The following is a 19,010-nucleotide window of genomic DNA, read 5'->3' as shown; positions in this document are numbered from 1 at the left end:
AAGTAATTAGACGAAACCTGTGTTATTTATCTTCCAAGGATAAAAGAACTTGGTGAATAATGAACTTACTTATAGAGCTTGAGGATATGTCTGCCTCTGGCTGGTTTGTGGTACTTCAACAAATCTGGTAATCGAAGCTTTAACGTATAAAAGTACTAAAATTGCGCAGGAAGAATAGTAATTAAAAAGCCCGGTACCTTTATGGAGACCGGGCCGTTTTCTTTATTTATACAATGGATGTTCTTCCATCATTTCATGAATTTTCTTACGAACTTTCTTTACAACCGCTTCGTCTTCCGGATTTGATAGCACGCTGTCGATATAGTCAACAATTTTCTCCATGTGTTTCTCTTTTAAACCGCGGGTTGTGATTGCAGCGGTTCCTACCCGGATACCTGATGTAACGAATGGGGATTTGTCATCAAAAGGAACCATATTTTTGTTTACCGTAATATCAGCATTTCCAAGCGCAGCTTCAGCAGCTTTACCGGTGATGTTTTTATTGCGGAGGTCAATTAACATCAGGTGATTATCCGTTCCTCCGGAAATCAGTTGATAATTACGAGCTACCAATGCGTCAGCCATAGCCGCAGCATTTTTCTTCACTTGTATAATGTACTTCATGTAATCATCACTTAAAGCTTCGCCAAAAGCGATGGCTTTCGCAGCGATGATATGCTCCAACGGTCCGCCTTGCGTTCCGGGGAAGACAGCCATATCCAACAAAGACGACATCGTTCTGATCTCGCCTTTTGGAGTTTTCAGACCAAATGGGTTTTCGAAATCTTTACCCAGCATGATCATACCACCGCGTGGTCCGCGAAGTGTTTTATGCGTAGTGGTAGTTACAATATGGCAATGAGGAAGCGGATCATCGAGTAAGCCCCTTGCAATTAATCCCGCAGGATGAGAGATGTCTGCAAGCACCAGGGCTCCGATCTGGTCTGCCACCTGGCGGATGAATTTATAATCCCACTCTCGTGAATATGCAGATGCACCGCAGATAATTAGTTTTGGTTTTTCTGTTAGAGCAACTTCTTCTAATTTTTTATAATCTATGCGACCGGTTTCTTTTTCTACACCATAAAAGAATGGTTGATATAATTTACCGGATGCGTTCACCGGAGATCCGTGCGTCAGGTGGCCTCCGTGTGCAAGGTCAAATCCCAGGATCTTATCACCGGCTTTTAACACTCCCAGAAACACAGCAGCATTTGCCTGAGCTCCGGAGTGTGGCTGTACGTTTACCCATTCTGCATTAAACAGTTCTTTTGCTCTCTCAATAGCAATGGTTTCTATTTCATCAACAACCTCACAGCCTCCGTAATAGCGCTTTCCTGGTAAGCCTTCAGCATATTTATTAGTTAAGGCAGAGCCGGCGGCTTCCATTACCTGTTTACTAACAAAATTTTCTGATGCTATCAGCTCCAGGCCGTTTTCCTGACGATCCTGTTCTTCTTCGATGAGTTTAAAGATGACCTTATCTCTTTTCATTCTTTATTAATTGTTATTTATGTTGATGGAGCAGTTTTCACCGCAACTGAAAAATTATTAAATCCCAGGCCTATCTGAATAGAAATAAGCTGCTGCTGCAACATTTCTAAAATGGCCAGAAAGTTATATACAAAATGAACTTTATTATCTGAGTTGCGCATCAGTTTAGAAAAATCAATTTTCTGATTCAACCCGATCAGTTCTGCAATTACTTTCTTTTGTTGCTCTATGGTGTAGGGATATTGGATCACCGTATGTTTTACATCCTGTTGCTGGTTTTGATAACGAGACATAACCCTTTCGTATACCATCATCAACCTATATAACCCCACCGAGCTTAATTCTTCGCCTGTTTCTGCAGACGACTCGGCAACTTTTTGAAGATCAGTATGAATATTTCCTCTCTTTTCTTGCATAAACCGCTGTTCTTCTAGTTCTTTGAAACTTTCAGAAAGCAGTTTAAATCTTTTATATTCAATCAGCTTTTGAACCAGGTCCTTTTTTAAGTCGATTTCATTGCCCGCTTCATCTAAATCGGGCATCGGTAAAAGCATTTTAGCTTTTATTCGCATTAATGTGGCTGCAATAAAAATGAATTCACTGGCAAGCTCAATGTTTAATGCGTTCATCTGGTGTATATAATCCAGAAAGTCGTCCGTTATCTTAGCTATTTGAATGTCACGAATATCCAGCTCATCACGTTCAATAAAGAACAAAAGTAAATCAAACGGGCCGGCAAATTGAGGCAGCCTTATTTCGAAACTATCCTGCTGTATCACAATCGCCTCAAAAATAAAGATTTAATTTGGTATGGAAATAGGAAACAAAAGAACTGGTTATATTTTTTAAATAATATTGAGTTACTTTGTGATTCAATTTTTTGATTCAAAAGAATGGAAGTTAAGGCGGGAGAACTACTGGAGCAAATTAATTATCCCTCTGATCTGAAGAAATTTTCTGAAAGCGATCTGGAGCGCATCTGTCAGGAGCTGCGCCAGTATATTATCGATGTTGTGTCGGTAAATGGAGGTCATTTTGCAGCCAGTCTTGGAGTAGTAGAACTCACCGTAGCCCTTCATTACGTTCTTAATACACCTTACGACCAACTGGTTTGGGACGTAGGTCATCAGGCTTACGGACATAAAATATTAACCGGCCGCCGATCTGTTTTTCACACCAACAGAATGCACAATGGTATCAGCGGATTCCCCAAGCGGGCAGAAAGCGAGTATGACACATTCGGAGTGGGTCATTCTTCAACTTCTATATCTGCGGCCCTGGGGATGGCTGTAGCATCTCAATATAAAGGCGAAAAAGACAGACAGCATGTGGCCGTGATCGGCGATGGTTCGATGACAGCAGGAATGGCTTTTGAAGCGCTGAATCATGCGGGTATAGAAAACACCAACTTGCTGGTTATTTTGAATGATAACTGCATGTCAATCGACCCGAATGTAGGGGCCTTAAAGGAATATCTGACTGACATTACCATATCCAGGCCGTATAATAAATTCAGAGACGATATCTCTAATGTACTGGGTAAACTTTCTGAGCTGGGGCCAAACGCCCACCAGATGGTAAAAATGATAGAAAAGAGCATCAAAGGCACGCTGCTAAAACGGAGTAATTTTTTTGAAGCTTTGAAATTCAGATACTTTGGTCCTATCGACGGGCACGATGTTAAACACCTGGCCAAAGTAATCAAAGAGTTGCGCAGTATTCCCGGTCCGAAGCTTTTGCATTGCGTGACCGTAAAGGGTAAGGGCTTTTCACTGGCCGAAAAGGATCAAACCAAATGGCATGCGCCAGGTCTTTTTGATAAGATCACCGGCGAAATAAAAAAATCGGTTAGCGACAAGCCGCAACCTCCCAAATATCAGGATGTTTTTGGCCATACTTTAGTTGAGCTCGCAGAAGCGAATCCTAATATAATGGGAATCACGCCGGCAATGCCCAGCGGAAGCTCAATGAATATTATGATGAAAGCTATGCCCGACCGCGCTTTTGATGTAGGGATAGCTGAGCAGCACGCGGTAACCTTTTCGGCCGGTTTGGCAACGCAGGGAATGGTTCCTTTTTGCAATATTTATTCAAGCTTTATGCAGCGGGCCTACGATCAGGTGATACACGATGTTGCTATTCAAAAATTGAACGTAGTATTTTGTTTAGACCGCGCGGGGCTTGCAGGCGCCGACGGTGCTACCCATCACGGAGCATATGATCTCGCTTTTATGCGTTGCATTCCCAATATGGTGGTGTCTGCTCCCATGAATGAGGAGGAATTAAGAAACCTGATGTATACTGCCCAGCAAGAAAATATGGGCCCTTTTGCCATTCGTTATCCACGCGGAACAGGAGTGATGGCCGATTGGAAGCGCCCGTTTAAAGCAATCCCGGTAGGTAAAGGAAGAAAAATTAGCGATGGGGAAGAAGTTGCAATTCTCACTATCGGACATATCGGCAACGAAGCCGTTAAAGCTTGCCATGAACTAAGCTCTCTTGGAATTCATCCGGCGCATTTCGATATGCGCTTCGTAAAGCCTATTGATGAGGATCTTCTGCACGACATTTTTGCGAATTTCAGTAAACTGGTTATTGTTGAAGACGGTTGTTTGCAGGGCGGCTTAGGAAGTGCTGTACTGGAATTTATGTCCGATAATTTATATAGCGCCACTGTGATACGACTCGGGATTCCCGACGAGTTTATTGAACACGGTGAACAGCCCGAACTTTGGGCAGAATGCGGCTATGATGCCGGGGCAATTATTAAAGCTGTGGAAAAGATGGCTGTAATAAGAACTACCAAGAGTTTGGCCAGCTAATTTATTTTTTCAAACCGGTTTCCGAAAAATCTATTCCACATTTGCCGCAGCCAGAACTGCAACCTTTGTCGGACTTCAAATTCCGGTATACGATCCTGCCTATATAGAACAACGCTGCTGTAAAGATCAGCACCAGAAGTATTTCCTGTATTTGCATATACAAAGTTAAACTTATGATAGCCCCTGATTGTCATTAAATTTCAAGCATTGCAAAAACACAGAATACAAAATTAAAAACCTACCTTTGCAAAAAATTTTGAGAGGCATTTTTCATGCAGAAGATTAGAAACATTGCAATTATTGCACACGTTGACCACGGTAAAACCACTCTGGTTGACAAGATTTTACACAGTTGCGCCATTTTTCGTGATAATCAGGAAACCGGCGATTTGATTCTTGATAATAATGATTTGGAGCGCGAGCGTGGGATTACCATTGTTTCGAAAAACGTTTCTGTTCAATATAAAGATGTAAAAATCAATATCATCGACACACCTGGTCACGCCGATTTCGGTGGTGAAGTAGAGCGTGTGTTAAAAATGGCCGACGGCGTGTTATTGCTTTGCGATGCATTTGAAGGTGCGATGCCTCAAACGCGTTTTGTAACCCAAAAGGCTCTTGCTTTAGGCTTAAAGCCGATTGTGGTGGTTAACAAAGTCGACAAAGAAAACTGTCGTCCTGAAGAGGTTTATGAGCAAATCTTTGAATTGTTCTTTAACCTTGACGCGACTGAAGATCAGCTGGATTTCCCGGTAATATATGGTTCATCTAAACAAGGATGGATGAATACCGACTGGAAAACTCCAACGGAAGACATTTTTCCTTTGATGGATGCTATCTTGGCTACCATTCCTCCGGCTCCAATTTCTGAAGGAACTTTGCAAATGCAAATCACCTCACTGGATTATTCATCTTTCGTAGGTCGTATTGCTATCGGAAGAGTTGCAAGAGGAACAATAAAAGAAAATCAGCCGGTGTCGCTTGTTAAGCGTGACGGTAAAATCCAAAAATCACGTATTAAAGAACTTTATACTTTCGAAGGATTGGGTAAAGTCCGCGTTCAGGAAGTTAGTTCTGGCGATATCTGCGCTGTAGTAGGTATCGAAGGCTTCGACATTGGCGATACGATTGCTGATTTTGAAAAGCCGGAACAACTGGAGGTAATCAAAATTGATGAACCTACCATGAACATGCTATTCACCATTAATAACTCGCCGTTTTTCGGTAAAGAAGGAAAGTTTGTAACATCTCAGCGCTTACGTGAGCGCTTGTACAAAGAGATGGAGAAAAACCTTGCGTTGAAAGTAGTGGAAACAGAATCTCCTGATGCATATCTGGTTTACGGAAGAGGTATTCTTCACTTATCAGTGTTGATCGAGACAATGCGTCGCGAGGGCTATGAACTACAGGTTGGTCAGCCGCAGGTTATCGTCAAAGAAATTGATGGCGTTAAATGCGAGCCGATAGAGACCCTGATTGTTGACGTACCCGGAGAAGTTTCAGGAAAGGTAATCGAACTGGTAACTCAACGTAAAGGAGAGTTATTAATCATGGAACCAAAAGGTGATCTTCAGCATCTGGAATTCGATATTCCTGCCCGTGGTATCATCGGCCTGCGTAACAACGTTTTAACAGCAACAGCTGGTGAAGCGATTATGGCTCACCGTTTCAAAGCTTATGAGCCTTGGAAAGGAACAATTCCTGGTCGTTTAAGCGGTGTTTTGGTATCGATGGAAAAAGGACAAACAACTGCTTATTCTATTGATAAATTACAAGACAGAGGCCGTTTCTTCGTCGATCCGGGCGTTGACGTATACGAAGGTCAAATTGTTGGAGAACATATCCGCGATAACGACCTAGTAGTTAATCTGGTAAAAGGTAAAGCATTAACCAATATGCGTGCCTCCGGAACGGATGATAATACCCGTATCGCCCCAGCCATTAAATTCTCTTTGGAGGAAGCTATGGAATATATCCAGGCTGACGAGTATATCGAGGTTACGCCACAAAGTATGCGTCTGCGTAAAATCTATCTTACTGAGAGTGAGAGAAGGAATAATGCAAAGAAGTTTGCATAGAGTAAGCTATTAGTTTCACACAAAAGGCTGTCTTTAAGGCAGCTTTTTGTGTTTTACAGTGTTTGTAGAATAAAGCTTATTCATGTAAGCTCTTAAAGTACTGTTGATATCTTCCGATAAATTAAAGCCATAAACAATACCTAAAAATAATACTGTTATAAAAAGTGACCGGATACCTATATCCAAAAGGGTTGCTAATACAATACTTGATGTTAAGCTTAAATTAGGCACAAAAGAGGATATGTAGTAAATGGCGAGACCTATAATGATGATCAGCAGGTTTTTGTAGGTAAATGGTTGCATTTTGAATGCGATAAGTATAAAGAGATATCGAAAAGTATTAAATATAAGCAAGGTAACCATAAACGCTATGGCAGCGCCAGTAATACCGTAAATGGGGATAAATAGCACGTTAGCGCCAATAGCCACTCCAATCAGGCTAAAATAAAATAGGGAATCATACTTGAAGTATTTAGAGGTGGCAAGAATGACTCCGTTGGTGCCAGTAGCAGAATCGATCACGTTTGCTATGCCTATAAAGAAGATGACATACTTGCCTGCCGCATATTCGGAAGGTAATAAGGCAATTATGCTATCTACATTTGCCCATATAACTATAAAAATAAAAAGAGCTGCAATTAATTGGTTGATGCAGCTTTTATGGTAAATAGTTTTGATGTTCTCGAAATCATTTGTTTTCCAGGATTCAGAAATGATCGTATAGGCGATAGAATATAAAGAGCGTGCAGGCAAAGCTATTATTGTTCCCAGATAAAACGCTATAGTATAAATCCCTGCGGCACTTAAGCCCAGGTACTGATTGATCATAAAATAATCAATGTTTTGAATTAAAAGCGGGGCCGAACCGGTAAGAATTGCAAATAAACTCATAGTGATGAGTTTATTCCTAAGGCTTTTATCAATAAATTGAAAGTTTGGCTTTAATACAAGTTGTCTTTTACGATAAAGCCGATGAGCAAGCAATACAGTTGGAATGATGTTCGCCAAGAGCCATACTTGCATAAAAGAATCAAAAGGCAGGAATCTGAAAGCTATAAATAAAGTGGCTATAAGAATGAAGGATCTTTTTGCAAACTCATTTAATATCCTTCCTGATAAGGTATCGTATAATCTTTGCGAATAAATATCAAGGATATTAAAAAATAGTGTGAAAAAGGTTAGCGGTAAGAGATACCAATAATAATCTTTGAATATGGCAGATGTCTGTGCCTTCTGATTTATTATAAAATCTTTTAAAGCAACGGATAAGCCAGCGAATAAAATGAAACCGGTTAGGGCAACTATACAGAGAAGAAAAAGATACCCGTTATGATTTTTTTGCTCATCCCGGAAATAAGGAAAATATCGAGCCGTACCGTTAAAGCCCAGAATCGAGAACTGAGCAAACATTTGGGAAAAGGTTGTTAAGATTCCGATCAATCCAATTTGTTCTGGCGTAAGAACATGCGGGTGGATTAAGTAGATGGTAATAAACCCAATAAAAATACCTAAATACGAGTAAAAGGTGCCTTTAATAGTTTGTTGTTGTATGATACCCATTAATGGATTCTAAATCTTGTGGCTTAATTAATACTTTTGAATGCTGATGTCAAAGATAGAATATAAAGTTTGCGTAGTTACGGTTACTTATGGGGACAGGTGGAAATTCTTAAGTCAGGTACTAAGCCAGGTCCAAGACCTGTCTCATGTAACCAGTGTAGTTATTGTAAACAATGCCTCAGATTATGATGTGGGAAACTGCATTAGCAAAATATCAAACGAGAAATACACACTATTAAATCAGGAGACAAATCTTGGGTCGGCCGGAGGGTATAAAAAAGGAATTGAATATGCTTCCAGGCTCGATGTCGATTTTATTTGGCTGTTAGATGATGACAATTTACCTGCGGAAAATTGTCTTGAAGAATTGCTGGTTAAGTGGCAATCTATTCCAGGAGACAGTAATAAGAAAGCATTGTTTTGTCTGCGGGAAGATAGAACACAACATATAAAGATTGCGCAGGGAGAAGACCCTTATCGTTTTTACCTGGTTCCAAACAACTTTCTCGGCTTCAGTCTTTCTCGGCTCATATCGAATCAGATCAAAAAGACCAGGGACCGATCTAAGAGTGGATTGGCTTTAGAAGATTCAAAAATTCCTTTTGCTCCTTATGGGGGGTTATTATTTCATCTATCTGTTATAAAGGAAATCGGTTTTCCAAACGAAACCTTTTATTTATATGTAGACGACACAGAGTTTACTTACCGAATAACAGAAAAAGGGGGTGAAATCTGGCTTATTCCGTCTTGCCGGATTATCGATATTGACAAGTCTCAAGGAGTGGGTTATAAGAACCGGCTGCTTAGGTCTGCTCTGTTAGATAACTGGAATTTTAGGACGTATTATCACGTGAGAAACATGATATACTTCAATAAAAAGGCAATTAAAAATAATTATCTGTTCAAGGTGAATAAGAATATATATTTGACGGGATTATACATAATTAGCATTTGCAGTTCAAAGAGGAAAGTGTTTAATGCTTTGTTAGAAGCTGTGAATGACGGACTGGCTGGGAAGCTAGGTAAAAAAGAATTTTAATAAATAATGGAAGAAGTAAAAAGATATCACATAATACAAGCTTGTATTGACAGAATAAAGAAAAAGAAGTCATCGGTTAACTACGTAGAAATCGGTGTTCAAACCGGGTTGTGCTTTTTCAAGATAAAGGCGGATAAAAAGGTAGCTGTAGACCCAAATTTTATTATTAAGCCCTCAAAAAAAATCAAGGCTTATTTAAGTAATACAGCGAATTTTAAAAATAAGTTTTTTGAAGTTACTAGTGACGAGTTTTTTCTTAAGCACTCCGACTATTTAAAAGAGATCGGTGGAATTGATGTAATATTTATCGACGGTTTGCACCTTTACGAGCAAGTGGTGATCGACGTCGAAAATGCCTTGAAGTTTTTGAATCCGGGTGGGGTGATTTTAATGCACGATTGCAATCCAGCTTCCGAAGCAGCGGCAACTCGTGGCTATTCGCCAATTGAAATCAGAAAAAACCCTCCTCTTGGTTGGACCGGAGAATGGAATGGTGATGTATGGAAAGCTGTCGTAGAACTACGTTCGAGAAGAGACGACTTAAAGATTGCTGTGTTCAATTGCGATTATGGTATTGGCTACATTTCTAAAGACAAGGCTGAGGAAATGCTTTCTTTCTCTATGGAAGAAATTCAAAATCTGAACTATAGCGACTTAGACCAGAATCGAAAAGAACTTCTAAACTTAAAGGATGCTTCTGAGTTAAGATATTATTACGAAGCGTTATAGGCCCGATAAATTTTCAGCAGACTGTTTAAGAAGTAATACCAATGCAGAATTTCGCTCCAATTGCATTATTCGTTTATAACAGACCAGAGCATACCCGAAGGACATTGAAATTTCTCCAACAAAATCTGCTGGCAGACGAATCGCGCTTATTTATTTTCTCAGATGGAGCGAAGCCCGGACATGAAGTTGCGGTGGCAGAGGTAAGGGAATTAATAAAGGGCATTCAGGGCTTTAAGTCGGTGGAGATTATTCATAGTGAACAGAATTTGGGCCTCGCAAACTCCATCATCACCGGGGTTACCAAGCTTTGTAATAAATACGGAAAAGTCGTTGTATTTGAAGACGACTTAATCTCTTCACCTTACACGCTCCAATACTTTAACGCGGCTCTTCAGCGCTACGAGAACGAAGAAAAAGTAATGCACATTGGCGCATATATGTATCCGCTGAACGATGAAGATCTTCCTGAAACGTTCTTTCTGCGGTCTACCAGCAGTTGGGGATGGGCAACCTGGGATCGGGCATGGAAGGCTTTCGAGCCTGATATCGATAGGTTGATGAACCAATTTGATTCAAGGGCTAAATACGAGTTTGAGATGGAGGGGGCGATGAATTACTGGAAGCACATGCGTCATTTTAAAGCCGGGAAGAATAATTCCTGGGCCATTCGCTGGTATGCCTCGGTGTTTCTAAAAAAGGGACTAAGTCTCTATCCTTCAAAATCCCTGATAGATAATATCGGGCACGATGGAACAGGCGTACACTCCGGCATTAATGATATTTATAAGGTAACAGTGAATCGCAGTCCTGTAACACAGTTTCCAACAATGATACAGGAGGATAAAAAAGCGTTCGAGATTGTGAAGACCTTCCTTAACAACCGAAAGGGCACTCTATTCCAGAGAGGTGCGCGTTATCTCAATCAGTTACTTTCTAATTTTAACAGGTAATTACTTCTTCCGGTACACCGCTGTAACCGAATGACCATAAGGCGTCATTCGTTTGTCAATCAACCCCTTGGCTAACAATGGGCTTAAAACTTTAGCAACTCCGTGTATTAGTTTCAGAGAAAGTGAGGTATCAATCACTTTTCTGCTCGATTTAAAGCCTAGCATCTTTTTTAAGACCTCAGCAATCAACAAAAAGCTATACCACTGTTTATGAGCGGTATCTAATTCCTCATGATGAATGGCGATTAATTCCATATTGAATAGGTCAGCCAGGCTCTCCAGGGCTGTGTCAGACCACCAGCTCATGTGGTGAGGAGGTAAGTTCAATGTGTTATTTAACTGAACGGATACCAGGGAATCATAGCTCGGCACAGACACTACCAGCTTGCCGCCCGGCTTAACAGCGCTTAAGCTAGCCCGAATAAAATCTCTGCTATTGCCTATATGCTCAAGAACCTGGAAAGATGTAACGACATCGTATCTGCCTTCATTTTCAACAGCGTGTTCTTCAATAGATTGTTTAATTACATTCAATCCGGCGATTTGGGCTTTTTTTATAGCCTCACCATTAAATTCCAGGCCGGTGAAATCTGCTTTTGACGAGAGTTGTGACCCAAACTGGCCTCTGCCACAACCTACATCTAAAACTTTGTCTCCTTTATTGATGAGTGATTCCGCATACAGGTATTCGCTTTTTCCTTCAAGATAGTACCAATCATAAGTTTGCAGTGTTTCATAAAATTCTGCCTCGCCGGTTGCCTGCGGAAAGAAGAACCGGAGATCGGTGTCAAGGCAGCGGTATAAGCCGATAGTCTCATGGGGTTTAAGTTCTTTCAGTTCAGAGAACCCCAGCTTTTTATAGAGACGAACCAGATCAGACGTTTTTATTTCTTCAATAAGTTCGGTATTATCTTTCTGCGTTAACGGGCTTATCACTGCCATGTAAATCTGAATTTTTGTCAAAAGTATTTAAAAAATGTGATTACGCGGATTAAGGATGACGGCTTCCGTCCTTATTTGTATTTTTGACAAGTTTGAAAGTTGTACATCTAAATACGTATGATGGGAATGGCGGTGCAGGCAGAGCTTGCCTGCGCTTAGATAAGGCACTGTCGCAACAGGGTGTCCAGTCTGAAGTTTGGGCTAATTATAAATTTGGTAACAATCCACAAATAAAAAATTTCTCAGAGGGCATTGTCAATAGAGCATTAACCACCTTTGGGATCTTGTTCGAACGTTTTGTGTCGTCTGCCTTCGCAAAAAAGCTCAAAATTCCGTTTTCCGTACCTCTCTGGGGGAGGGATATATCCAATCATCCGGCTCTTTTAAAAGCCGACATTATTCATATTCATTGGGTAAACCACGGCTTTCTTCGTCCCAGAGATCTGGCGAAACTCGCGAAACTGAATAAACCTATAGTATGGACGTTTCACGACAGCAATGCGTTTACCGGCGGTTGTCATGTACGATACAGTTGTAATCATTTTGAGAATGAGTGCGGCAACTGCCCTTTGTTAAAGAAATCACATGCAAATGATCTCTCCCATAAAATTTGGCTGGCTAAAAATAAGGTCTACGAGCAACTAAAGTTTTCTGTGGTGGCTCCAAGTAAATGGATGGGAACTTCCGTACACCGAAGTAAGTTGTTGGGTACTTCTGATGTTCATGTAATTCCCAATACTTTGGAAACAGATGTCTTTTTCCCTTCGTCGAAAAGCTCCTCAAAGGAATATCTGGGCCTGAATGCGGATAAGTTTATTATGCTTAGCGGCTTTATGCCATCCCGTAAAGATTTACATAAAGGAACACCTTTCCTTATCGAAGCGCTTGAGATACTGATCGCCAGGAATCTTATTGATCCTGATAAAGCAGAACTGATTGTTTTTGGTAATAGAGATGAAAAGAACGTTCCGGATTTTCCTTTCAAAACTACTTTTCTGGGAACTATCTCAAACGACGAAAAGCTGGCAGTTTGTTATAGTGCAGCCGATGTGTTTCTCACCCCATCTCTTGAAGACAATCTCCCGAATACGGTGATGGAAAGCCTCGCCTGCGGAACCCCGGTAGTTGCTTTCACAACCGGTGGAATACCTGATATGGTAAAGCACCAGGAGAATGGTTACCTGGCATCCTATAAGTCTGCCGATGACTTTGCTAATGGAATTGCCTGGATTTTCAATCACACGGAACCTAAGGAACTTGAATTAGCCGCCAGACAAACTGTAGTCGAAAAGTTTTCGGAGCAGGTAATTGCTGATCAACACATTAGTCTGTATAAAGAACTTTTGAACCAAGGTGAAAACCCTTCTCTAAAGAATCCCAGCCTATCTGTTATAACCGTGGTGTATAACAACGTAAAGGATATACAGCGGACTATCCTATCCGTACTTAATCAAACGTACCCCTTCATAGAGTATATAATTATTGACGGCGGCTCTACTGACGGCACTTTAGAAGTTATCCGGAAATATGAGAGCAGGATTGCGAAATTAATTTCAGAAAGAGATAATGGGATCTATGACGCGATGAATAAAGGACTGGCGCTGGCCACCGGCGATTATGTACTTTTTATGAACTCAGGAGATGAGATATTTGATGAGAGCACCGTGGAAGCCGTTTTCGCGTCTGGGAAAAATGCAGATATATATTACGGTGAGACCGAAATGTATAATGAAAACTGGAGAAGTCTGGGCCAGAGAAGGCATAAAGCCCCCGAAACGTTAAGCCTGTCAAGCTTTAAATACGGCATGAGCGTCAGCCACCAGGCGATTTATATCCGACGGGCTATCACGTCAGTTTACAATACCAATTACAAATTAAGTGCTGATATTGAATGGATCCTGAATGCGTTGAGGCGTTCGAAAAAAGTAGTGAATACAAAGCAATATGTCGCTAAATATCTGGTTGGTGGGATGTCCAAAAAGAAACACCGCCAAAGTCTAAAGGAACGATTTGAGATTTTTTCGAAGTATTACGGCGTTGTGCCTAACCTTTTCAATCATTTTATAATTTCGATAAGGTTGGTTTCCTATTACCTAAAAAACAGGCGGACAAACGATTAACATTATATTTTTTGTTAATTTGTTGAACTTTTTCAAAATAAATCCTGTAACAGGACCTGAACAATCAAACATAAACCTTACATGAACAAATCACTATCACACCTCTTCTACTTGTTATTTGGCGGCTTACTTTTAAGCTCTTTTAGTTCTTGTGACAAATCGGACGCCACGGATGACTCCGATCAAACGCCCTCAGACTTGATAGCCTACTGGGCATTCGATGGCAACGGCACAGACACTTCAATTTATAAACATCATGTAAGTCTTAATAATCTAACGCCTACCGCGAATAGATTTGGACAGCCTGGCAAGGCATTGTACTTTAATGGCACAGACAGTTATGCTTCAATATCCGATAGCAAGGTGCTTCGTCTGAGTAACACTGATTTCACATTAAATGCATGGATAAAATTAGACGCTTATGACTCGTCATTCGGATCAAATATCCTAAGCAAGCACATAACAGGTGCAAATAATGGATGGGGCTGGAGTGTTTGCGGATATGCTAGTCCTGCCACCGGACCTGGATTCTACGGACCCGGCGGAGGAAGCGTTAATGCGGTTGGAAAAAAGGTGGTAAGTCTCAATGACTGGCATATGGTTTCTGCGGTATATAGGCTGTCCACCCAAGAACTAAGTATATACCTGGATGGGATACTGGATAATGTAGTTAGTGGAATAGCCAGTCCTAACGCGGCTATTTCTGCCTCCTTATTTATCGGTAAGGATGAGCCTACAAACAAATACCATTTTAAGGGAGCTTTAGACGATATAAGTATTTATTCGAAAGCGATAAGCAGCACTGGGATAAAGGAACTTCATGATGCAAGCAAACCGCAGTCTAATGAGTTAATTGCTTACTGGCCTTTTGATGGTGATGGTAAAGACCACTCCAATAATGGCAATACTGCAAGTCTCCATAATTTGTCTCCTACAGCCGACCGTTTTTGCAGAGCTGGGGGTGCTTTATATTTTGATGGTATAAGTAGTTATGCATCGGTAGCGGATAACATGAAGCTCCGTTTAAACAACACAGATTTCACTTTAAATGGTTGGGTCAAAATGGATGCTTACAATGTTTCATATGGATCGAATATATTAAGCAAGCATATTACGGGTCTAAATAACGGTTGGGGCTGGAGTGTTTGTGGTTATGCAAGCCCTGCTACCGGGCCTTTGTTTTATGGCCCGGGGGGCGGAAGTAACAATGCAGTGGGCACTACAGTTGTTACCCTTAACCAATGGCATATGGTAACAGGTGTATATAATAAATCCGCGCAAACTCTCAGCTTGTACATCGACGGAGAACTTAACAATACATCAAATGGTATATTAAGTCCTAATGGGAATATATCTGCAATGCTTTACATCGGTAAAGATCAACCCACGAACATGTATTATTACAAAGGTGCTATGGATGATCTCCGAATATATGGCAGGGCTTTAAGTTCCCAGGAAATCAAACAGTTTTACAGTAGTACATCCGGCGGTTGTGCTCCTGGAGAAGAGTGATAATAAACAAAAAAACAAAAAGCCCAGGATGCCAATCCTGGGCTTTTTGTTTTTTATATGGAGCTCGGATTTACGTATTCGGAGCCAGTTCCGTATTCCTCTTTCCCCTCACCTCCACAAATATCGCAAAAGCCAATCCTGCTATTAGTAATATCGAACAGATCAACGAAATGGTCTCTCCTGTATAATAGGATGTCGGTTCAAATTTAAACTCCACTTTGTGGTTGCCGCCTGGCAACTGAGCCGCCCGAAGAACGTAGTTCGCTCTGAAGTGCGGGATCTTTTCGCCATCTACATACGTGTTCCAGCCTTTATCGTACCAGATTTCTGAGAACACCGCTATCACGTCATTTGCGGCCGAATACTCGTATGTTAAATGGTCGGGGTGATAGTTAATCAATTTGATATCGGCATTTACCGGTACGCCCACTTTTTTCGCATCAATCAGCGATTTAAATTCTTCATGGATGATAGCTTCTTTTTTAGGATCGAAGCTGTTTAATCCGGCCATTTCTTCATCGTCAGTTTTTGCCCATCTGATGCCTGGTACAAACCAGGCCGGACCTGCCGCAGTCTCGCGGTTCTGTATCCGCTCAGACTGGCCGTCTTCAGATCTGGTGATCACGTACTTGGTATTAAGCATGTCCAGAACATCTTCATTTATAGAAGCGCTGAATTGTTTATCAAGCAGTTCCTGATATCTTTTAAGCTTAGCTGCATGATAACCACCCAAACTATGGTGGAAATACGAAGCATCAACACTTAAAAATGGATTTGTGGTAAGATCGAATACCCGGTATCCTAAAGTCGGATCCCTTTTAATCAGTTCATCAACCTGGCGAGCCCTGAACGGCTCCTGTATTTGCTGGTTATCGGTAAAGTTCTCGTTGCTTAAGTAACGACGGTCAACAGTCCACATGTCTACCAATATTGTTCCGGCAAAAAGCATAAAAGCAAGCTGCGCCGTAATTTTCTTTTGGATCAGAGCCCATAATAAGCCAGCTCCGATAAGAACAAATATGAGTGAGCGGAATGCATCTGCACGGGCCATGCTAATTCTGTCTTTTACTAAAGCATTCACAATTTCGGTAGCAAGACCCTGGTCGCCTACCCGTTGTACCCATTGCTGGATGTACTCATCGTGGTTGGAAGTTTTAAAATCAAGCAATAGGGTTGGCATGATTAACACTACCAGTATGATGCCACCCGTAATATACAGAGCAGTTTTTAGGCCTTTCATTAAGGTTTTTGAATCCTGCTCGCCGGACACAGCTTCTTTGACTGCAAGAATGGCTAGCATTGGTACCAACAGGCCAGTAACCGCAAGAATCGATTCAACCGCTCTGAATTTATTATAGAGAGGGAAATAGTTGAAAAACAAATCTGAAATAAGCGGAAAATTCTTTCCAAAGGATAGAAATAGCGTTAGCACAAAGGCAGAAAGGATCCACCACTTTATCCGGCTCTTAACAATGAACAGACCAGCAACAAAAAGAAAAAAGACAATTGCTCCGAAATAGAATGGACCCGAGGTGAAAGCTTTTTCTCCCCAGTAGGTGGGCATTTCCCGTGCCGCTCCGGCAGCTTGTTCGGGGGCAATACCTTTTTCAACAAGTAATTTAGCTACGTGCGATTTCTCATCCAGCTCGCCGCCCGAAGCGCCACCATAAGCATTCGGAATCAAAAAGGTAATATTTTCCATGATGCCCTGACTCCAGCCATAGGCGTATTCTTTATCCAGGCCATCTGCGGGCTGACTTGCATTTTCAGCTGTGAGATTTGACTTGCCTCGGGTGGTTTCCTGGCCGTATTCGTAGGTAGTCCACAAGGAGCCTGCATTAACCCCTACCGCGATGATTACAGCAGCAGCCAGATATCCAAACGACTTGAACAGGCCGGTCGTTGTCTTTGCCTTAACGGCATGATAAATCTCAATTCCAATAAGTATTAACAAGGCAAGAAACAGGTAATAGGTCATTTGAATATGGTTCGACCTGATTTCCAGTGCCAGAAAGAAAGCTGTTAAAAGGCTACCCAACAAGTATTTACCGCGTAAAGTCAATATGATACCCGCCAGTATTGGGGCAAAAAAGGCTATTGCAAGGGCCTTATTACTATGCCCTGCTTCAAGAATCTGGAAGTTATAAGATGAGAATGCAAATGCGATGGCTCCTGCAGCGGCAAGCCAGGGATGTATCCGCAAAACACAAAACAGCAAATATGCCCCAAGCAGATAAAGCAATACGGTGTCTACCGGAGTCGGGAAAATCGTCTTGAAAAAGGAAATAATATAGCTGGTAACGTTGCTGGGGTATTCTGCCCAGATCTGATAGGCTGGCATCCCCCCGAACATAGAATTGGTCCACAATGGAGCTTTGCCGTCTTTGGCTCTGTAATCCATTATTTCTTTCTGTCCGCCCTGAGCTTGCCTTACATCATTTTGATATAAAGATTTACCCTGTATTACCGGACTAAAATAAGCAAAACATAAAGCGATAAAAATCCCGATGATAGCCAGGTGAATACCATTATTTTTGAACCAATTATTCATTTATTTCGATTTTGAAGAAACCAAAAGTAGGAAAAAGGATGGGATTAATAAATGTGCAAAATCGTAAATGTGCAGATGTGCAGATGCCTGCAAATATCCTAATGAATAAACATGTCTACAACAGGAAGGCGACTTAAGTTTCGTTCAACTCTTTGGGAAATAATAGGCGAGAGCGCTATTTCAGCTCTTCGAAATCAATAAAGTCGCCGGCTTTGTCAGCGGCACGTGCTTCCTTATCTTTTGGCGGAACATAGTCTACGCTTAATTTTCCCGTCGGGCGGCGGGGTGATTCTTGCTGACGATATTGATTGTTTACCTGTTCCTGGACTTTACTCACCATTTTTTTAAATAAAAGGGGTAGTAATAAGCGGGCTATCATTCGGATAAGCCACAGTACAAGGATTGTTATAATTAAAAACTTAAGTAATGGCATTGCTATTAAATCGCTACAAATATGACTATAAAAAAAATTAAATGTTTCAGTCGTCCGAGCAAGCTTACACTTTCGTGATAATTAGCGGATAAGCCCGGCTATCAAATTGCCATGCTGCGGAAAACGTTGAATCAGCTCTTCATTGGCCAATTCAAAGTCGTTAAAGTCGAAACCCGGTGCAACAGTACACCCTACTAACGAGAATCCTGATTCATTTATTGGCTTGGAAGCAAACCAGCATCCGGCTTTTACAGTGCCCTGGAAAAGGCAACTCTCTTCAGGATCATTCCCAATTTTTAAAGTTTCGAGTTGGCCATCCGGATGTATGATGTAAACCATAAGCGGTATTCCATAATAGAAATGCCAAAGCTCATCCGACTTAATTCGATGAAAAGCCGAAAATTGATGTCCTTCTAATAAGAAATAGATAGCCGTTGAAATATTCCTGTCGCCGATAAATCGCGATGGAAGAGCTCTTGATGAGATTTGCTCGACCGACCGGTACGTTTCTGCAAAGTAGCCTCCTTCCGGATGTGCCTGCAGCCCCAGCTTGTTGACAAAGTAACATGCCGTATAGTTCATTCCTCGACGATATTTGCTACGCGTCCAACCTGCCCGTCTTCCAAACGCACTTTAATCCCACGACTGTGGAATGAGGAACTGGTGAGCAAATCCTTCACTATACCACGGGTTAATTTGCCGCTTCGCTGATCTTTTTTTAATATAATATCAACCTCCAAGCCTGGATATATATCTTCTCTGTTTTGTCCGTTCATGTCA

General features: G+C 41.4%; 16 protein-coding genes. 7 read left to right on the top strand and 9 right to left on the bottom strand.

Annotated features, from left to right (window positions below; all coding sequences use genetic code 11):
* Positions 1-222: 222 nt before the first annotated feature.
* Both glyA and J3P43_RS02060 read right to left on the bottom strand, forming a co-directional pair.
* Positions 223-1,494 (bottom strand): serine hydroxymethyltransferase, encoded by a 1,272-nt coding sequence (gene glyA, locus J3P43_RS02065; RefSeq protein ID WP_255898484.1) that lies wholly within the window; start codon positions 1,492-1,494, stop codon positions 223-225.
* 17 nt (positions 1,495-1,511) lie between these two features.
* On the bottom strand, positions 1,512-2,270 hold the full coding sequence (locus J3P43_RS02060; protein WP_379125805.1) for a segregation and condensation protein A: 759 nt from the start codon (positions 2,268-2,270) through the stop codon (positions 1,512-1,514).
* A 117-nt stretch (positions 2,271-2,387) separates the two neighbouring features.
* Here J3P43_RS02060 and dxs point away from each other — a divergent pair, with 117 nt between their 5' ends.
* Entirely contained in the window at positions 2,388-4,316 is a 1,929-nt protein-coding gene (gene dxs / locus J3P43_RS02055) for a 1-deoxy-D-xylulose-5-phosphate synthase (RefSeq protein WP_255898480.1), read from the top strand.
* A 1-nt stretch (position 4,317) separates the two neighbouring features.
* Here the strand turns inward: dxs and J3P43_RS02050 are convergent, their stop codons facing one another.
* Positions 4,318-4,473: a FeoB-associated Cys-rich membrane protein gene (locus J3P43_RS02050; protein WP_255898478.1), complete on the bottom strand. Its 156-nt coding sequence runs from the start codon at positions 4,471-4,473 to the stop codon at positions 4,318-4,320.
* Between the two features lie 115 nt (positions 4,474-4,588).
* On the opposite strand from J3P43_RS02050, the gene typA reads away from it, so the two are divergent.
* On the top strand, positions 4,589-6,394 hold the full coding sequence (gene typA, locus J3P43_RS02045) for a translational GTPase TypA (RefSeq protein ID WP_255898476.1): 1,806 nt from the start codon (positions 4,589-4,591) through the stop codon (positions 6,392-6,394).
* 33 nt (positions 6,395-6,427) lie between these two features.
* Here the strand turns inward: typA and J3P43_RS02040 are convergent, their stop codons facing one another.
* Complete coding sequence (locus tag J3P43_RS02040; protein WP_255898474.1) at positions 6,428-7,954, bottom strand: lipopolysaccharide biosynthesis protein; 1,527 nt, start codon at positions 7,952-7,954, stop codon at positions 6,428-6,430.
* Positions 7,955-8,000: 46 nt separating this feature from the next.
* Between J3P43_RS02040 and J3P43_RS02035 the strand changes: the two genes are divergently transcribed.
* The 3 genes from J3P43_RS02035 to J3P43_RS02025 are packed head-to-tail and all read left to right on the top strand — an operon-like array spanning position 8,001 to position 10,672.
* Positions 8,001-8,993 carry a glycosyltransferase gene (locus J3P43_RS02035; protein ID WP_255898472.1) on the top strand — a complete coding sequence of 331 codons (993 nt, stop codon included), beginning with the start codon at positions 8,001-8,003 and terminating at the stop codon, positions 8,991-8,993.
* A gap of 6 nt (positions 8,994-8,999) precedes the next feature.
* Positions 9,000-9,722 carry a class I SAM-dependent methyltransferase gene (locus J3P43_RS02030; protein ID WP_255898470.1) on the top strand — a complete coding sequence of 241 codons (723 nt, stop codon included), beginning with the start codon at positions 9,000-9,002 and terminating at the stop codon, positions 9,720-9,722.
* A 41-nt stretch (positions 9,723-9,763) separates the two neighbouring features.
* Entirely contained in the window at positions 9,764-10,672 is a 909-nt protein-coding gene (locus J3P43_RS02025; RefSeq protein ID WP_255898468.1) for a glycosyltransferase, read from the top strand.
* On the opposite strand, the gene J3P43_RS02020 is transcribed toward J3P43_RS02025, so the two are convergent.
* Positions 10,673-11,614 carry a class I SAM-dependent methyltransferase gene (locus J3P43_RS02020; RefSeq protein ID WP_255898466.1) on the bottom strand — a complete coding sequence of 314 codons (942 nt, stop codon included), beginning with the start codon at positions 11,612-11,614 and terminating at the stop codon, positions 10,673-10,675. It abuts the gene before it with no gap.
* 92 nt (positions 11,615-11,706) lie between these two features.
* Between J3P43_RS02020 and J3P43_RS19640 the strand changes: the two genes are divergently transcribed.
* Together J3P43_RS19640 and J3P43_RS02005 are read left to right on the top strand one after the other, a co-directional pair.
* On the top strand, positions 11,707-13,734 hold the full coding sequence (locus tag J3P43_RS19640; protein WP_369414767.1) for a glycosyltransferase: 2,028 nt from the start codon (positions 11,707-11,709) through the stop codon (positions 13,732-13,734).
* Positions 13,735-13,815: 81 nt separating this feature from the next.
* Positions 13,816-15,246, top strand: a complete 1,431-nt coding sequence (locus J3P43_RS02005; protein ID WP_255898464.1) for a LamG domain-containing protein — start codon at positions 13,816-13,818, stop codon at positions 15,244-15,246.
* Positions 15,247-15,316: 70 nt separating this feature from the next.
* Here J3P43_RS02005 and J3P43_RS02000 read toward each other — a convergent pair whose 3' ends face one another.
* From J3P43_RS02000 to J3P43_RS01985, 4 genes are all read right to left on the bottom strand, one after another.
* Complete coding sequence (locus tag J3P43_RS02000; RefSeq protein WP_255898462.1) at positions 15,317-17,797, bottom strand: YfhO family protein; 2,481 nt, start codon at positions 17,795-17,797, stop codon at positions 15,317-15,319.
* Between the two features lie 175 nt (positions 17,798-17,972).
* Positions 17,973-18,230, bottom strand: a complete 258-nt coding sequence (locus J3P43_RS19635; RefSeq protein ID WP_369414766.1) for a DUF4834 family protein — start codon at positions 18,228-18,230, stop codon at positions 17,973-17,975.
* Between the two features lie 81 nt (positions 18,231-18,311).
* Positions 18,312-18,812, bottom strand: a complete 501-nt coding sequence (locus J3P43_RS01990; RefSeq protein ID WP_255898458.1) for a cupin domain-containing protein — start codon at positions 18,810-18,812, stop codon at positions 18,312-18,314.
* Positions 18,809-19,006: a YwbE family protein gene (locus tag J3P43_RS01985; protein WP_255898456.1), complete on the bottom strand. Its 198-nt coding sequence runs from the start codon at positions 19,004-19,006 to the stop codon at positions 18,809-18,811. Before J3P43_RS01985 ends, J3P43_RS01990 begins: the two co-directional genes overlap by 4 nt.
* Positions 19,007-19,010: the final 4 nt, after the last annotated feature.

The organism is Paradesertivirga mongoliensis (assembly GCF_024436395.1).
GTDB lineage: Bacteria > Bacteroidota > Bacteroidia > Sphingobacteriales > Sphingobacteriaceae > Paradesertivirga > Paradesertivirga mongoliensis.
Note: the sequence above shows the minus strand (reverse complement) of the source record. Positions and strands in the feature narration are given on the sequence as shown.

Bases quoted from the DNA above. Each gene is read 5' to 3' on its own strand.
- glyA (WP_255898484.1), bottom strand. From the start codon at position 1,494: ATGAAAAGAGATAAGGTCATCTTTAAACTCATCGAAGAAGAACAGGAT.
- dxs (WP_255898480.1), top strand. From the start codon at position 2,388: ATGGAAGTTAAGGCGGGAGAACTACTGGAGCAAATTAATTATCCCTCT.
- J3P43_RS02050 (WP_255898478.1), bottom strand. From the start codon at position 4,473: ATGCAAATACAGGAAATACTTCTGGTGCTGATCTTTACAGCAGCGTTG.
- typA (WP_255898476.1), top strand. From the start codon at position 4,589: ATGCAGAAGATTAGAAACATTGCAATTATTGCACACGTTGACCACGGT.
- J3P43_RS02040 (WP_255898474.1), bottom strand. From the start codon at position 7,954: ATGGGTATCATACAACAACAAACTATTAAAGGCACCTTTTACTCGTAT.
- J3P43_RS02035 (WP_255898472.1), top strand. From the start codon at position 8,001: ATGTCAAAGATAGAATATAAAGTTTGCGTAGTTACGGTTACTTATGGG.
- J3P43_RS02030 (WP_255898470.1), top strand. From the start codon at position 9,000: ATGGAAGAAGTAAAAAGATATCACATAATACAAGCTTGTATTGACAGA.
- J3P43_RS02025 (WP_255898468.1), top strand. From the start codon at position 9,764: ATGCAGAATTTCGCTCCAATTGCATTATTCGTTTATAACAGACCAGAG.
- J3P43_RS02020 (WP_255898466.1), bottom strand. From the start codon at position 11,614: ATGGCAGTGATAAGCCCGTTAACGCAGAAAGATAATACCGAACTTATT.
- J3P43_RS02005 (WP_255898464.1), top strand. From the start codon at position 13,816: ATGAACAAATCACTATCACACCTCTTCTACTTGTTATTTGGCGGCTTA.
- J3P43_RS02000 (WP_255898462.1), bottom strand. From the start codon at position 17,797: ATGAATAATTGGTTCAAAAATAATGGTATTCACCTGGCTATCATCGGG.
- J3P43_RS19635 (WP_369414766.1), bottom strand. From the start codon at position 18,230: ATGCCATTACTTAAGTTTTTAATTATAACAATCCTTGTACTGTGGCTT.
- J3P43_RS01990 (WP_255898458.1), bottom strand. From the start codon at position 18,812: ATGAACTATACGGCATGTTACTTTGTCAACAAGCTGGGGCTGCAGGCA.
- J3P43_RS01985 (WP_255898456.1), bottom strand. From the start codon at position 19,006: ATGAACGGACAAAACAGAGAAGATATATATCCAGGCTTGGAGGTTGAT.